The organism is Pseudomonas sp. Marseille-QA0332 (genome assembly GCF_054950175.1).
In genome coordinates this window covers 270,729-286,200 of record NZ_CM143106.1, presented here as the reverse complement: position 1 = coordinate 286,200, position 15,472 = coordinate 270,729, and the positions used below count along the sequence as shown (strand labels likewise).

Below are 15,472 nucleotides of genomic sequence, written 5' to 3'. Positions count from 1 at the left end.
GCCGCGCTTGCTGCAACATGAACCTGACTACCGAAACCACCGCTTCTCCCCGCGTCCTGCTGGTCGAAGACGAACCGAGCCTGCGCGAGCTGGTCACCATGGCGCTGGAAGAACTCGGTGCGAACGTCACCGCCGTCGCGACCGCTGACGAAGGCGCCGCCATCCTCGCCCAGCAGACCTGGACCTTGCTGCTGACCGATGTCAGGACGCCTGGCGTGCTCGACGGGCTCGAGCTGGCCTGCCTGGCCCGGCGGCAGAAGCCTTGCCTGAACATCGTGGTCATGAGTGGTTACCACAACAATCTGAGCGCGCCATTGCCACCGGATGTCGAGTTTCTGGCCAAGCCATGGTCGCTCAAGGACTTCAATGCCCTGGTAAGCGCGCAGTTCCACGCGCGCCAATCCGGCGACTTCCATCTGGCTTGACCCTTGCGCGGTCCGTTGGTCGGGCAAGCGGACCCCTGTTGCGCGCATGAGACTCCAACCAGACGAGACAGGTGCTCGTTCATCGTTTGAGACGGAGGTTTACCCATGAGCAAGCGACATCAATCAGGCGGTTTTTCCGACGATCCGCAAAAAATCCATGATGCGGGCAGCAAGGGTGGCTCGAACCAGGACATCAAGAACACCAGGGCCGAGAAGGCCCGCATAGGTGGGCAGCATAGCAATGGCGGTACCGACAGGCGCAGTGGCCGCACCTGACATCGGGCGCTGCGGGGGGCGCGCTGCGCCCCCCATTCAACCGACCTGAGACCGGTTATCCGAGCGATACCCCAGCCGCCCTCGCCCGGGCCGCGTGCAGCTTGCGGTAGCTGTCGATCAGCCTCTGGTGCCGGTCGAGCCCTTCGAGCCTCAGGCTGGTCGGGGCCAGGCCATGGAAGCGTACACTGCCCTCGATCGAGCCGAGCACCGCATCCATGCGCGGGTTGCCGAACATGCGGCGCAGGTTCGCCTCGTAGTCCTGCAATTTCAGCTCATCGTCCAGCAGCACTTCCAGCACCACGTTCAACGCCTGGTAGAACAAGCCGCGCTCGAGCGTGTTGTCGTTGTACTGAAGGAACATTTCCACCAGTTCCTTGGCCTCCTCGAAGCGCTGCAGGGCCAGATGGATCAGCAGCTTGAGCTCAAGAATGGTCAGCTGGCCCCAGGCGGTGTTGTCGTCGAATTCGATGCCGATAAGCGTGGTGATGTCGGTGTATTCGTCCAGGTCACTGTCTTCCAGGCGTTCGACCAAGGCCTGCAGGCCGGCATCGTCCAGCTGGTGGAGGTTGAGGATATCGGCGCGAAACGCCAGCGCCTTGTTGGTGTTGTCCCAGATCAGGTCGTCGACCGGATAGATTTCCGAATAGCCCGGCACCAGGATACGGCAGGCCGTGGCGCCGAGGTCCTGATACACCGCCATGTAGGCTTGCTTGCCCATGTCCTCGAGAATACCGAACAAGGTCGCCGCTTCTTCGACGTTGGAGTGCTGGCCCTGCCCGGAAAAGTCCCATTCGACGAACTCGAAATCGGCCTTGGCGCTGAAGAAGCGCCACGACACCACGCCGCTGGAGTCGATGAAGTGCTCCACGAAGTTGTTCGGTTCGGTCACGGCGTTGCTTTCGAAGGTGGGCTGCGGCAGGTCGTTCAGCCCTTCGAAGCTACGTCCCTGGAGCAGCTCGGTAAGGCTGCGCTCCAACGCCACCTCGAGGCTCGGGTGCGCGCCGAACGAGGCGAACACGCCACCGGTACGCGGGTTCATCAAGGTAACGCACATCACCGGGAACTGGCCACCGAGCGAGGCATCCTTGACCAGTACCGGGAAGCCCTGCTCCTCCAGGCCCTGGATGCCGGCCATGATCGCCGGGTACTTGGCCAGCACGTGCGCCGGCACATCGGGCAAGGCGAGTTCGCCTTCGAGGATCTCCCGCTTGACGGCGCGCTCGAAGATCTCCGACAGGCACTGCACCTGGGCTTCGGCCAAGGTGTTGCCAGCACTCATGCCATTGCTCAGGAACAGGTTCTCCACCAGATTGGACGGGAAATACACCACTTCGCCGTCGCACTGGCGCACATAGGGCAGCGCGCAGATCCCGCGCTCGACATTGCCGGAGTTGGTGTCGTAAAGGTGCGAGCCACGCAGCTCGCCCTCCGGGTCGTAGATCGCTCGGCAATGCTCGTCGAGGATGCCGGCCGGCAGCGCATCCTTGCGCCCGGGCTTGAACCAGCGCTCGTCGGGATGATGCACGAAGGGCGCATTGGCGATCTCCTCGCCCCAGAACTGATCGTTGTAGAAGAAGTTGCAGTTGAGACGCTCGATGAACTCACCCAGCGCCGAGGCCAGCGCCGCTTCCTTGGTCGCGCCCTTGCCATTGGTGAAGCACATCGGCGAATGCGCATCGCGCAGGTGCAGCGACCAGACATTGGGCACGATGTTGCGCCACGAGGCGATCTCGATCTTCATGCCCAGCTCGGCGAGAAGGCTCGACATGTTGGCGATGGTCTGCTCCAGCGGCAGGTCCTTGCCGACGATCGAGGTACTGGCCTGCGCGGCCGGATCGAGCATCAGCAGGCCCTGGGCATCGGCATCGAGGTTGCTCACCTGTTCGATGACGAAGTCCGGCCCGGTCTGCACCACCTTCTTCACGGTGCAGCGGTCGATCGAGCGCAGGATGCCCTGACGATCCTTTTCACTGATGTCCGCCGGCAGTTCGACCTGGATCTTGAAGATCTGCTTGTAGCGGTTCTCCGGGTCGACGATGTTGTTCTGCGCCAGGCGAATATTGTCGGTAGGGATACCGCGCGTCTGGCAGTACAGCTTGACGAAATAGGCCGCGCACAACGCCGAGGAAGCCAGGAAATAGTCGAAAGGCCCCGGTGCCGAGCCATCACCCTTGTAGCGGATCGGCTGGTCGGCGATCACCGTGAAGTCATCGAACTTGGCTTCAAGTCGAAGGTTGTCGAGAAAGTTGACCTTGATTTCCATGCGGGTACCAGAATGACGAGCGGAACGACGGGGCGTCATTATCCGGGTTTTTCCGCGACAAGTCTTGGATAGCTCAGCCCGCAGAGCCTTGCCGCGCGCGTCGAAGACGGCTGACAGGCGGCAAGCTGGCGTTCCGGATTCAGGCGAGGCCAAATCGGCTTATCTTCGGCCAAGGCCCAGTGTTATGGTAAGCGCCCCATTGTTGTCGGCAGCCTCATCGGCGGCAGGCCGCTCAAGATCCACGACACAGGTAGCGATTGTTTCAGTGATGCCCAGGATACGTAGACTGCTGCTCGGCGCCGTGGCGCTGGTGTTCATCGCGGCCCTGTGCGGCTACGGTTTCTGGACCCAGCAACGGCCGCCGGGGCATTACCTTTCCGACCTGCGCATCGAGCTTGCGCTGGACCAGGGCGTGCCTGGCGAACGTGGCAACCTGCTGGGCATCGAGCCAGTCCTGCATCCGGTCGACTACCAGAACCTGCAGCGCCTGCATCGCAAGCTCGCCGCCTACCTGGACAAGGCCAAGGCCCTGGGCCTGGTGAACGCGCGCACCGTGGTCGTGCTACCCGAACACATTGGCACCTGGTTGTGGGCGCGAGGCGAAAAGAACGAGCTGTACCAGGTCACGCGCCGTCGCGAAGCCTGGCAGTGGCTGGAAATCAGCAACCCGCTGCGCTATGGCCTGGCCCTGCTTGCCGCCACCGGTGACGATCGGCGCAGCGACGCACACCTGCGCATGAAGGCGGGCCAGATGGCCGCGGACTACCAGGCACTGTTCGGCGGCCTGGCCAGGGAGTTCGGCGTCACCCTGGTGGCTGGCTCGATCGTGCTGCCCTCCCCTCGGGTCGAGCACGGCGTATTGCAAGCCGGCAACGGGCCGCTGTTCAACAGCAGCGTAGTGTTCGCCAGCGACGGCTCGGCCATGGGGCAACCGCAACGCCAGCACTACCCGGACAGCGAAGTCCGGCGCTATATCCAGGCCGGCCAGGACCAGCCATTGCAGGTACTGCAGACGCCGGCCGGACGCCTGGGCGTGCTGGTCGGCAGCGACAGCTGGTATCCGGCCAACTACCGGCAACTGGCTTCGCAAGCGGTGGAGCTGATCGCCAATCCGGTATTTCTCAGTGGACGTGACAGCTGGGGCAGCCCTTGGCGGGGCAATCGGCACCAGCCCCTGAGCGCGCGCCTGCCCCTGCGTCAGGGCCAGGTCAACGAAGAGCAAGCCTGGCGACAGCTGACCCAGGCCGCCAATGGCGATGTCACCAGCATCAGCGTATTCCTGCGCGGCCAGTTCTGGGACCTGGGCAGCGACGGGCAAGGCTTCGTCAACCACGACGGCAGGCACCTGGCTGGCGATTCGCATGCTGGCGCGCGCCTGCTGAACCTGTGGTTGTGACGCGATGGCGCCCCCACGCGTGCGCCTCGGCGACCTGTCGGTAGGGTTCGTGCAGCCATTGGTCGAGGCCCTGCTCGAACTCGGGCATGATCCACAAGCGCTGCTGCTGCGCTATGGCCTGGATGAGCAGTGCCTTGGCGAGCCACAGGCACGGCTGTCGATTCCTCGCTACATGCACCTGGGGCATGCGGCCATCGAGCTCAGTGGCGATCCCGCCCTCGGGCTGCGCATGGGCCGCCTGAGCCGCCTGCCCCATGCCGGGCTGGCCGGGGTAGCCGCGGCCCAGGCCCCGAACCTGGGCGAGGCTGCGCGCACCCTGCTGCGTTTCGAGCCGCTATACGCCGCCAACTACCGTGGCCGCTGCCGTTACCAGAAAGACGAACATGGCGCCTGGCTGTGCTTCTATTCGATCAGCCCCTATAACGCCTACAACCGTTTCGTGGTCGACTCGCTAATGGGCGGCTGGCTGGCCCAGCTCTCGAGCATCGCGGCTGAGCCAGTGCTGGCTGATCGCCTGGAAATCGAGTTCGAGGCACCCGACTACGCACACTGCTATGAGGCGCTCTGCGCCAGCCAGGTGCTGTTCGGCGCTCGAACCAATCGGCTGCACTTGCCACGCGAGACGCTAGGCCTGCGCAACGCACAACACTGCCCCGGCACCTGGCGGCACCTGCTGCAATTGTGCGAGGCGCAACTGCAGCAACGCACCCGAGTGCGCAGTCTGAGTGAAAGCATTCTCCATCTGCTCGGCCCCCTGCTCAGTGGTGGCCAGGAGCCCACGCTGGAGGAAGTGGCGCGACGCCTGCAACTTCCGCCATGGACGCTACGCCGCAGGCTGGCTGACGAAGGCACGCGATTTCGCAACCTGCTCAACGACGCACGACGCGATCTTGCCGAGGCGTACATCCGGGATACGGAGCTGAGCTTCAGCGAAATCGCCTATCTGCTTGGTTTCGCGTCGGCCGAGGCCTTCCAGCGCGCCTTCAAGCGCTGGACCAGCCTGACGCCGGGTGAGTATCGCCGCACGCGCAGGCAGCTCTCCTAGGGTTGTTCCAAAGTGCCTGCGCGAGCTTCGTACCGGCCCTAGAGCTCCGTGGCGTCCTCGGCGGGCTCCGGGGTATCCAGCTCCGAGGCGTGGAACTCGAGCAATTCTTCCTGGTAATCGTCCATGACCTGCTTCCTCTTGATCTCGTGATTGCCTGATCCATGCCCTCAAGCTAAAGCAGCCCTGTGAAGGAAACATGACTCCTGGAAATAAACGTAGCAGGCCTTGGCGGAATTATCTTCAGCGCTTGTTTCAATGCTTTTCCGCGACCAAGACGCCACCGCTCAGAAAACCGGAGCCTGTTCGGCAGGCGAAGCGTCCTGCCGATTCACCTGGATAGGTGCCACCTCGGCTGGCGGCGCTACCGGTTGCGAGCCCTGGTCGTCGGCAACCGAGGGTTGCGTCTCGGTCTGCGCAGCCGCTGCCGGGGCGGCCTGGATCCTACCCGGCTCGCCCGCGGGCTTGGCTACCGGCTGTGCGGAAGCCGGATTGCCAGGCTCGTCATCCGAAGCGGTCACGGCTGTGTCTTGTCCAGGCGCAGCCCCAGAGGCCGGCCCCGTCGTGGGCGGCGTATCGACGGCCGCGGCAGGCGCGGGAGCCGCTGGCATCAACGAAGCACCTGGCGCACCTGGCAGCCCGAGGTCGGCTGCTGGTGCGGCAGGCTGGTCAGTCGGCGAAGTGTCGACGGCCTTGGCCTGGGCTTGTTTGGGCAAGTAGCTTTCCACCAGGGCGAAATAGCGCTCGTAGAACTGGGGCGCGGTGACGGTTTCGCTGGCGACCTTGACCATGGAATCATCGCTCGAGCCGATGGGCATGGAGACCGAGCCCAGCACCCCGACACCGAGGCTGGCCGAGGTGTTGGATTTCTTCAGCGTATAGCGGTCCTGCAGCGCGTTGGCGAACATGGTGGAACGCTGCCCGTCCCCGCTGTCGGGAACACAGGTGACGTTGAAACTAATCTGCAGGTGGTTTTCGCTGTTCTGCTGGAAGCTCTTGTTACCGGCTACCTGGTTGGCGCCGCTGCTGGTGATGATGTAGCCCTGGCTGAGCAAGGCACGCCGCGCCGCCTCGCAGGATCCGGCCTCGCTCACGGCAAAGGCACGGGAAAAGGTGCCGGAATCGTCGAAGTTCTCATGCTCGTAGATGGCAGTCTTTTTCGAGGAGCAGCCAGTAGCACTGGCCAGCACCAGGGCCAGCCCGAGCGCGCCGATGACGGTGTGTCCAGACATTGCGAATTCCAGGAAGAACGAACGGCGCCTATTGTGCATCACATCCTGCGCAGGCCGAAACCGTTGATCGGTGAAGATTGCGCCAGGGTCCTGCAAGGCCTTGAACAGGCCGGAGGGATCTGGCCGGCGCGGGCCAGTAACGAAAAAGCGACCCGAAGGTCGCTTCTGTCGTGCGTCGAGGCGTTCAGTGACCTCTCGGCGAATATGGCGCAGCGGACGGGACTCGAACCCGCGACCCCCGGCGTGACAGGCCGGTATTCTAACCGACTGAACTACCGCTGCGTATCGCTCAGGCTTGCGCCCGATTGAAACTGGGATCTGGTCTCGATGCCTGGTATCGCTACCTCGGCCTCGGACCTCAGATCGGCGACGAGCACCCATCTGGATGAAAAGTGGCGCAGCGGACGGGACTCGAACCCGCGACCCCCGGCGTGACAGGCCGGTATTCTAACCGACTGAACTACCGCTGCGCATGTGGACTTGCGTCCGGTTCCTCTCAATGGGCCTCATCTTTCGAATCGACCTGGGTCAGGAACATTCTCAGGAAGTGGTGGGTGATGACGGGATCGAACCGCCGACCCTCTGCTTGTAAGGCAGATGCTCTCCCGGCTGAGCTAATCACCCGCTTGTTGCGTTTGCTTCGCTGAGGCCGCGAAATTTACGCAGGTACCGAAGCTAAGTCAATACCCCCGTTGAATTTTTTTTGAAAAAGGTTGGTCGGGCAGCCACAAGCTACAAGCAAAAGCAGTGCGCATGGACTGAACGGACTCGGGACGGACAGTTGATGCGGTCGGCTTGCAGTCTGCAGCCCTAGGCGTAGATCATCTTGCGGGTCATGCCACCATCGACCACATATTCCTGGCCAGTGACGAAGGCGGCCTGGCTGGACAGCAGCCAGGCCACCAGCGCTGCCACGTCTTCGACGGTTCCGACGCGACCGGTGGGGTGTTGCGCATGGTCGGCACTATCGAGAGGCTCGGCACGCTTGTGCGACGGGTCGCGGGCGTCGATCCAGCCGGGGCTGACGGCGTTGACGCGAATCTCCGGGCCAAGGCTCATGGCCAATGCATGGGTCAGTGCCACCAGGCCGCCCTTGCTCGCCGCGTAGGCCTCCGTATCAGGCTCGGACTGGCGGGCACGGGTCGAGGTCAGGTTGACGATGGCCCCACCATGGGCGCGCAGGTACGGCGCGCAGTGCTTGGCCAGCAGCATGGGGCCGCTGAGGTTGACCGCCAGGACCCGGTTCCACTGGGCCAGGCTCAAGCTCTCGAGCGTGTCGTTGTGCGGATTGGCGATCGCCGCGTTGCACACCAGCCCGTCGAGACGCCCGAACTGGCCGAGCACTTCGGCCACCGCGGTGGTCACCTGCTTTTCGTCGGCGACGTCCATGGCCACGAACCAGGCGTTGTCGCCCAGCGCCTTGGCCACCTTGGCGCCGCGCTGGCGGTCCAGGTCGCTCAACACGACCTGCCAGCCTTCGCAGATCAACCAGGCGGCAATGCCCAGGCCGATGCCGCGAGCGGCACCGGTCACCAGGGCGACGCGGCCGTTATGGCTGGTCTCACCGCCTTTCCAGTCGATCACAGCGCAGCCAGCCCACGAGCCAGGTCGACTTGCAGATCGGCGACGTCTTCCAGGCCCACGGCAATGCGGATCAGACTGTCGTGAATACCCGCCGCTTCGCGTTCCTGTGGCGTCAAGCGGCCATGCGAGGTGGTCGCGGGATGGGCGATAGTGGTCTTGCTGTCGCCAAGGTTGGTGGTGATCGAGATCAGGCGCGTGGCATCGATGAAACGCCAGGCGCCTTCCCTGCCACCCTTGACCTCGAAACTCACCACGGCGCCGAAGCCGCTCATCTGACGCCTGGCCAGCTCATGCTGCGGGTGGCTGGTCAAGCCGGCATAGTGGACGCGCTCCACGCCCTGCTGGCTGGCCAGCCACTCGGCCAGTGCCTGGGCGCCTTCGCAATGGGCACGCATGCGCAGCTTGAGAGTCTCCAGGCCCTTGAGGAACACCCAGGCGTTGAAGGGACTCAAGGTTGGCCCGGCCGTACGCAGGAAGCCGACGATGTCTTTCATCAGCTCGCTGCGGCCGGCGACCGCGCCGCCCATGCAGCGACCCTGGCCATCGATGAACTTGGTCGCCGAATGAATGACGATGTCGGCGCCGAGCTTGAGCGGTTGCTGCAAGGCTGGGGTACTGAAGCAGTTGTCCACCGCCAGCAGCGCACCCCGTGCATGGGCGATCTCGGCCAGCGCGGCGATGTCGACCAGTTCGGCCAGCGGGTTGGAAGGCGACTCGACGAACAGTAACCGGGTATTGGGCTTGATGGCCCGTTCCCAGCCTGCCAGGTCGGCCAGCGGCACATAGTCGACCTGCACGCCGAAGCGCTTGAAATACTTCTCGAACAGGCTGATGGTCGAACCGAATACGCTCTGCGAGACCACCACATGGTCGCCACTGCTGCACAGCGACATCACCATCGCCAGGATGGCCGCCATGCCGGTGGCGGTGCCAACGGCCTGTTCGGCCCCCTCCAGGGCTGCCAGGCGCTCCTCGAAGGCGCGCACGGTCGGGTTGGTGTAACGCGAATAGACATTGCCGGGCACTTCCCCGGCAAAGCGCGCAGCGGCATCGGCCGCCGTGCGGAAGACATAGCTGGAGGACAGGAACAGCGCCTCGCTGTGTTCGCCCTCCGGCGTGCGTTGTTGACCGGCACGCACCGCCAGGGTGTCGAAACCGACACCCTCCAGGTCGCTGTCCAGTCGCCCGGCATCCCATTGCTCAGTCATGCCGTCGCTCCCAAGTCAGTTGTTGTAGAGGTCGATGATCGCGCTGACGGCCTGGTTCTTGACCTTCGCCGCATCGTTTCGCGACTGCTCGATGCGGTCCAGGTAGGCCTCGTCGACATCGCCGGTGACGTACTGGCCATCGAATACCGCGCAATCGAAATGCTCGATCTTGATCTTGCCACCCCCGACCGATTCGATCAGGTCAGGCAGGTCCTGGTAGACCAGCCAGTCGGCGCCGATCAACTCGGCCACCTGTTCGGTGGTACGGTTGTGGGCGATCAGTTCGTGAGCGCTCGGCATGTCGATGCCGTAGACGTTGGGGTAACGCACCGCGGGCGCGGCGGAACAGAAATACACGTTCTTCGCACCGGCCTCGCGGGCCATCTGGATGATCTGCTTGCAGGTGGTGCCACGGACGATGGAGTCGTCCACCAGCATCACGTTCTTGCCACGGAATTCCAGCTCGATGGCGTTGAGCTTCTGGCGTACCGATTTCTTGCGCGCCGCCTGGCCAGGCATGATGAAGGTACGACCGATGTAGCGGTTCTTGACGAAGCCTTCGCGGAACTTGACGCCCAGGTGATTGGCCAACTGCAGCGCGGCGGTCCGGCTGGTATCGGGGATCGGGATAACCACGTCGATGCCGTGGTCGGGGCGCTCGCGCTGGATCTTCTCGGCCAGTTTCTCGCCCATGCGCAGGCGTGCCTTGTACACCGACACGCCGTCGATGATCGAGTCGGGACGCGCCAGGTAGACATGCTCGAAGATGCATGGCGAGAGTTTCGGCGCGGTCGCGCACTGACGGGTGTGCAGCTGCCCGTCCTCGGTGATGTAGACCGCCTCGCCCGGCGCCAGGTCGCGGATCAGGGTGAAGCCCAGCACGTCCAGGGCCACGCTTTCGGAGGCAATCATGTACTCGACGCCTTCGTCGGTGTGGCGCTGGCCGAACACGATCGGACGGATCGCATTGGGGTCACGGAAACCGACGATGCCGTAGCCGGTGATCATCGCCACCACGGCATAGCCGCCGACACAGCGGCTGTGCACGTGGGACACCGCGGCGAACACGTCTTCCTCGGTCGGCTGCAGCTTGCCGCGTACCGCCAGCTCATGGGCGAACACGTTGAGCAGCACTTCCGAGTCGGAGTTGGTGTTGACGTGCCGCAGGTCGGACTCGTAGATCTCCTTGGCCAGCTGCTCGACGTTGGTCAGATTGCCGTTGTGCGCCAGGGTGATGCCGTAGGGCGAGTTGACGTAGAACGGCTGGGCCTCGGCCGAAGTCGAGCTGCCCGCGGTCGGGTAACGCACATGACCGATGCCCATCTGCCCAACCAGGCGCTGCATGTGGCGCTGCTGGAAGACGTCGCGCACCAGGCCATTGTCCTTGCGCAGGAACAACCGACCATCATGGCTGGTCACGATACCGGCAGCATCCTGGCCGCGGTGCTGGAGGACGGTTAGCGCGTCATACAGCGCCTGATTGACGTTCGACTTACCGACGATACCGACGATGCCACACATGCGACGCAACCCCTACTTTGATGAAACTAGACTGAGCAGCCCTCACGGCCTTGCCGGCCCGAGCAGCTGCTCCTTGAATGGCAGATCAGCTGGCACGCTGACCCCACTGGACATCCACTGACTGGCAAGACCCAGGACCAGGTTCTTCGACCAGTCAGCTACCAGAAGAAATCGAGGCAGCAGGCTTGATTCCTGCCACCACGGATCCTGTTGCACGGGCCCCAGGCTCAGCAAGCCCACGGCCACCACTACCAGCAAGCCCCCGCGCGCGGCCCCGAAGGCCATGCCCAGGAAGCGATCGGTACCGGACAGCCCGGTCGCGCGTATCAGCTCGCCGACGATGAAATTGAGCATGGCCCCCACGACCAGCGTGGCGACGAAAAGAATGGTGCAGCCTGCGATGACCCGCGCCGAAGGCGTCTGGATATACGGCTCGAGGTATTGCGACAGTGAACCCCCGAACATCCACGCAACCGCGCCAGCCACGATCCAGATGACCAGCGACAGCGCTTCCTTGACGAAGCCGCGCTTGAGACTGATCAAAGAGGAAACGGCAATGATCGCGATGATCGCCCAATCAACCCAGGTAAATGCCACGGTGTCGCCTGCAGACTTGTCAGGTCGCGCATTTTAGCAGAGCGACAGGGTTGGGGTAAGCGGAATGTCAGCTTTCCCGGCCGTCGAGGCGGCAGCGAGCCGGCATTTGCCATGACCGGAGCTGCCGCATCGGCCATGCAGGCGCCAGCGGCCTGGCGGCGGCGCCTCGACCTCACTCCCGCTCGGGCTGGAAGCGCACCACGATACCCTTGATCTTGTGCTGGCGATTGATCACGTCGCGGACACGCTCGGCCTCGCCGCGTTCGATCAGCGGGCCGACGAATACCCGGTTCAGCCCACCGGCCGAGCGGACGTAGGCGTTGTAGCCCTGGTTGCGCAAGGTCTGCTGGAGCTTGTCGGCACCGGCACGATTGGACAGGCTGGCGACCTGGATCGACCAGCTCACCGGCAGGCCATTGCCATCGATCTTGGCCGGCGAGGCGGGCTTGGCAACTGCGGCCGACGGCGCCGGGTCCGGCTGGCTGGCGGGCGCTTCGGCCCGGGTCGCCGGTGCTTTGGCGGGAGCCGTGGGCGTGCCGGGTACCGGCTTGATCGGCTGGCTGGGCGGGGCCACCGGCGCGCTGGATTCGTTCACGATCACCGGAGCCTGTTCGCTGACCAGCGGATCCTCCGGCAGCGGCTTGGGCTCGGGCACTTGCACCGGCTCGACCTCGACCTGCGCAGGGCTCGGCATCGCTGGCGCCTGCGGCGCCTCGACCCGAACCTCGCGCATTTCGTCCTGACGGGTGAACAACATGGGCAGGAAGATCACCGCCAGCGCCACCAGCACCAGCGCACCGACCATCCGCTGCTTCACGCCCTTATCCAGCACTGCCATCCGTCGTGTCCCTCGCAGCCTGCCGCTCGAGCCATTGCAAGGCTTCGGCGACACAAAAAAACGAACCGAACAGCAGAATCTGGTCATCTGCCGTCGCCCGCGCGCACTGCGCCTCAAGCGCAGCGGCCACGCTGGCATGAGACTTCACCTGGGCGCCAAGGTTCGTCAGCGCTGCCCGCAGCTCGTTGACGGGACGGCTGCGGGGGGTGTCCAGGGCAGCGACCGCCCACTCGTCGACCAGGGCGTGCAATGGCGCGATCACACCCTCGAGGTCCTTGTCGGCGAGCAGGCCGAATACCGCCAGGCGCCGCCCTTTCAGCGGCCGGCTCGCCAGCCGTTTGGCCAGGTAGTCGGCGGCGTGCGGATTGTGACCGACGTCCAGCAGCAGCTCCACGGGCCTGCCCTGCCAAAGCAGCGAGCGCCGGTCGAGGCGACCGGTGATGCGGGTATCGAGCAGGGCCTGGCGCAGCTGCTCCGGTTGCCAGGGCAGGCCCAGCAGCAGATAGGCCTGCAACGCCGCTGCGGCGTTTTCCATCGGCAGGTCGAGCACGGGCAGCTGCTCCAGCGTCACCACAGCGCCGTCGGCCTCGCGTCCTTGCCACTGCCACTGCCGCGCACTCACGGCCAGGTCGAAGTCGCGACCACGCAGATACAGCGGGCAGCCCAGCTCCTTGGCCTTGTCGAGCAGGGGCTGGGGCGGCTCGAGATCGCCACACAAGGCTGGCTTGCCGTGCCGGAAGATCCCGGCCTTCTCGAACGCCACCGACTCGCGGGTATCGCCTAGGTAGTCGGCATGATCGACACCGATGCTGGTGACCAGGGCCAGGTCGGCGTCAACCAGGTTGACCGCGTCCAGGCGGCCGCCAAGACCGACCTCGAGCACCACCGCATCCAGCGACGCCTGACGGAACAGCCAGAAGGCCGCCAGGGTGCCCATTTCGAAATAGGTCAGGGAAACCTCGCCGCGCGCGGCCTCGACCGCGGCGAACGCCTCGCACAGCGACTCGTCGCTGGCCTGCCGGCCGTCGATCAGCACGCGCTCGTTGTAGCGCAGCAGGTGCGGGGAACTGTACACGCCCACCCGCAGGCCCTGGGCCTGCATCAGCGCGGCGGCGAAGGCGCAGGTCGAACCCTTGCCATTGGTACCGGTCACCGTCAGCACCCGTGGCGCCAGCCGACCCAGCCCGAGCCGATCCGCCACCTGGCGCGCCCGTTCCAGGCCCATGTCGATGGCGCTGGGATGCAACTGCTCGAGATAGGCGAGCCACTCGCCAAGGGTACGTGCTTTCATCAGGCGACGACGGGCGCCTCCGAGACGAGAACCGGGGTCGGCTGGCCGGTCATCTGCGCGAGCAGGCGAGCCAGGCGCGGACGCAGTTCGTTGCGCGAGATGATCAGGTCGATCGCGCCATGATCGAGCAGGAATTCGCTGCGCTGGAAGCCTTCGGGAAGCTTTTCGCGCACGGTCTGCTCGATCACCCGTGGGCCGGCGAAGCCGATCAGCGCCTTGGGTTCGCCGACGATGACGTCACCGAGCATCGCCAGGCTGGCCGACACGCCGCCGTAGACCGGGTCGGTCAGCACCGAAATGAACGGGATGCCCTCTTCGCGCAGGCGGGCCAGCACGGCGGAAGTCTTGGCCATCTGCATCAGGGAAATCAGCGCTTCCTGCATCCGCGCGCCACCGGAGGCGGCGAAGCAGATCATCGGGCAGCGGTGCTCCAGGGCATGATTGGCGGCGCGCACGAAGCGCTCGCCGACAACCGCGCCCATGGAACCGCCCATGAACGAGAACTCGAAGGCACTGACCACCACCGGCATGCCCAGCAGGGTGCCGCTCATGGAGATCAGCGCGTCCTTCTCGCCGGTCTGCTTCTGGGCCGCCGCCAGGCGGTCCTTGTACTTCTTGCCGTCGCGGAACTTCAGACGATCGACCGGCTCCAGGTCGGCGCCCAGCTCGACGCGACCTTCGGCATCGAGGAAGATATCGATGCGCGCCCGCGCGCCGATACGCATGTGGTGGTTGCACTTGGGGCAGACATCCAGGGTCTTTTCCAGCTCCGGACGATACAGCACGGCCTCGCAGGCCGGACACTTGTGCCACAGGCCCTCGGGCACCGAGCTCTTCTTCACCTCGGAACGCATGATCGATGGAATCAGTTTGTCTACTAACCAGTTGCTCATGCTTTCATCTCCAGTCTTGGCAGCTGGCGGGCCGTCGTCGACGGCCCTGCCCTGCCCTTGAGCTCACAATCTTCTTCGAAACGATGACGGATCGGCCCGATGGCCCGCTGCTGGCGTGGCCGGCACGGCAACCGCTCCGTCCCAATCTGTCTTGGCGGCGCCCCGTGGCGCCATCACTGCCCGGCCGCGTTCACGGCCGCGATAGCTATGGACGATGGCCCCTGGCCTGTCGTCACATCCGCCGTCATGCCTGGCGGACGGCGCGCAGGAAGGCTTCGATCTTCTCCGGGTCCTTGATGCCCTTGCCTTGCTCCACGCCACCGCTGACATCGACCGCATGGGGCCGCACCTGGTCGATGGCCCGGGCCACATTGTGCGCCGCCAGGCCACCGGCCAGGATCACCGGCTTGCTCAGTCGCGGCGGCACTAGCGACCAGTCGAAGGCTTCGCCCGTACCACCGGGGACGCCAGGCACGTAGGTGTCGAGCAGAATGCCACGGGCCCCGGCGTAAAGCTGGCAGGCCGCCTCGAGATCATCGCCGGGGCGAACCCGCAGGGCCTTGATCCAGGGCCTGTGATAGCCCTCGCAGTCGGCCGGGGTCTCGTCGCCGTGGAATTGCAGGAGGTCCAGCGGTACCGCCTCGAGGATCTCGTTGAGCTCGCAGCGCGAGGCGTTGACGAACAACCCGACCGTGGTGACGAATGGCGGCAACTCGGCGATGATCGCCCGCGCCTGGCGCACGTCGACCGCGCGCGGACTCCTGGCGTAGAAGACCAGGCCGATGGCGTCGGCACCGGCCTCGGCCGCCGCCATGGCATCCTCGATGCGGGTGATCCCGCAGATCTTGCTGCGAACGGAACTCACGGGGACTGATCCTCGACAGGCGAACGAAGCCTCGGATCTTA

Annotated in this window: 14 protein-coding genes and 3 tRNA genes; 4 read left to right on the top strand and 13 right to left on the bottom strand. The window is 64.7% G+C overall.

Going from position 1 to position 15,472, the window contains the following annotated elements; all coding sequences use genetic code 11:
* Window positions 1-17 precede the first annotated feature (17 nt).
* Together ACY8GK_RS01315 and ACY8GK_RS01310 are read left to right on the top strand one after the other, a co-directional pair.
* On the top strand, window positions 18-425 hold the full coding sequence (locus tag ACY8GK_RS01315) for a response regulator (protein WP_196176716.1): 408 nt from the start codon (window positions 18-20) through the stop codon (window positions 423-425).
* Between the two features lie 105 nt (window positions 426-530).
* Complete coding sequence (locus tag ACY8GK_RS01310; protein WP_196176718.1) at window positions 531-701, top strand: general stress protein; 171 nt, start codon at window positions 531-533, stop codon at window positions 699-701.
* A gap of 55 nt (window positions 702-756) precedes the next feature.
* On the opposite strand, the gene ACY8GK_RS01305 is transcribed toward ACY8GK_RS01310, so the two are convergent.
* On the bottom strand, window positions 757-2,964 hold the full coding sequence (locus tag ACY8GK_RS01305; protein ID WP_462402065.1) for an OsmC domain/YcaO domain-containing protein: 2,208 nt from the start codon (window positions 2,962-2,964) through the stop codon (window positions 757-759).
* Between the two features lie 277 nt (window positions 2,965-3,241).
* On the opposite strand from ACY8GK_RS01305, the gene ACY8GK_RS01300 reads away from it, so the two are divergent.
* Together ACY8GK_RS01300 and ACY8GK_RS01295 are read left to right on the top strand one after the other, a co-directional pair.
* Entirely contained in the window at window positions 3,242-4,360 is a 1,119-nt protein-coding gene (locus tag ACY8GK_RS01300; protein ID WP_196176803.1) for a nitrilase-related carbon-nitrogen hydrolase, read from the top strand.
* A gap of 4 nt (window positions 4,361-4,364) precedes the next feature.
* Window positions 4,365-5,405, top strand: coding sequence for an AraC family transcriptional regulator (locus tag ACY8GK_RS01295; RefSeq protein ID WP_462402064.1), 1,041 nt, complete (start codon window positions 4,365-4,367; stop codon window positions 5,403-5,405).
* Between the two features lie 284 nt (window positions 5,406-5,689).
* Here ACY8GK_RS01295 and ACY8GK_RS01290 read toward each other — a convergent pair whose 3' ends face one another.
* The 12 genes from ACY8GK_RS01290 to ACY8GK_RS01235 form a co-directional block, all read right to left on the bottom strand.
* Window positions 5,690-6,634 carry a DUF2242 domain-containing protein gene (locus ACY8GK_RS01290; RefSeq protein ID WP_196176724.1) on the bottom strand — a complete coding sequence of 315 codons (945 nt, stop codon included), beginning with the start codon at window positions 6,632-6,634 and terminating at the stop codon, window positions 5,690-5,692.
* A gap of 205 nt (window positions 6,635-6,839) precedes the next feature.
* Window positions 6,840-6,916: transfer RNA gene (locus tag ACY8GK_RS01285), tRNA-Asp, on the bottom strand.
* A gap of 111 nt (window positions 6,917-7,027) precedes the next feature.
* Window positions 7,028-7,104 (bottom strand) — tRNA-Asp (locus tag ACY8GK_RS01280).
* A 78-nt stretch (window positions 7,105-7,182) separates the two neighbouring features.
* A tRNA-Val gene (locus ACY8GK_RS01275) sits at window positions 7,183-7,258 on the bottom strand.
* Between the two features lie 186 nt (window positions 7,259-7,444).
* Window positions 7,445-8,218, bottom strand: coding sequence for an SDR family oxidoreductase (locus ACY8GK_RS01270; protein ID WP_196176726.1), 774 nt, complete (start codon window positions 8,216-8,218; stop codon window positions 7,445-7,447).
* Window positions 8,215-9,426 (bottom strand): O-succinylhomoserine sulfhydrylase, encoded by a 1,212-nt coding sequence (locus tag ACY8GK_RS01265; RefSeq protein WP_196176728.1) that lies wholly within the window; start codon window positions 9,424-9,426, stop codon window positions 8,215-8,217. The genes ACY8GK_RS01270 and ACY8GK_RS01265 overlap by 4 nt, the downstream gene beginning before the upstream one ends.
* 15 nt (window positions 9,427-9,441) lie before the next feature.
* A complete protein-coding gene (gene purF / locus ACY8GK_RS01260) occupies window positions 9,442-10,947 on the bottom strand; it encodes an amidophosphoribosyltransferase (RefSeq protein WP_196176730.1) in 1,506 nt (501 codons plus the stop codon).
* Window positions 10,948-10,989: 42 nt separating this feature from the next.
* Window positions 10,990-11,544 (bottom strand): CvpA family protein, encoded by a 555-nt coding sequence (locus tag ACY8GK_RS01255; protein WP_196176732.1) that lies wholly within the window; start codon window positions 11,542-11,544, stop codon window positions 10,990-10,992.
* Between the two features lie 172 nt (window positions 11,545-11,716).
* A complete protein-coding gene (locus ACY8GK_RS01250) occupies window positions 11,717-12,382 on the bottom strand; it encodes an SPOR domain-containing protein (protein ID WP_196176734.1) in 666 nt (221 codons plus the stop codon).
* On the bottom strand, window positions 12,366-13,673 hold the full coding sequence (gene folC / locus ACY8GK_RS01245; RefSeq protein WP_196176736.1) for a bifunctional tetrahydrofolate synthase/dihydrofolate synthase: 1,308 nt from the start codon (window positions 13,671-13,673) through the stop codon (window positions 12,366-12,368). The genes ACY8GK_RS01250 and folC overlap by 17 nt, the downstream gene beginning before the upstream one ends.
* Entirely contained in the window at window positions 13,673-14,566 is an 894-nt protein-coding gene (gene accD, locus ACY8GK_RS01240; RefSeq protein ID WP_196176738.1) for an acetyl-CoA carboxylase, carboxyltransferase subunit beta, read from the bottom strand. Before accD ends, folC begins: the two co-directional genes overlap by 1 nt.
* Window positions 14,567-14,810: 244 nt before the next feature.
* Window positions 14,811-15,431: a phosphoribosylanthranilate isomerase gene (locus ACY8GK_RS01235; protein ID WP_196176740.1), complete on the bottom strand. Its 621-nt coding sequence runs from the start codon at window positions 15,429-15,431 to the stop codon at window positions 14,811-14,813.
* Between the last annotated feature and the right edge of the window lie 41 nt (window positions 15,432-15,472).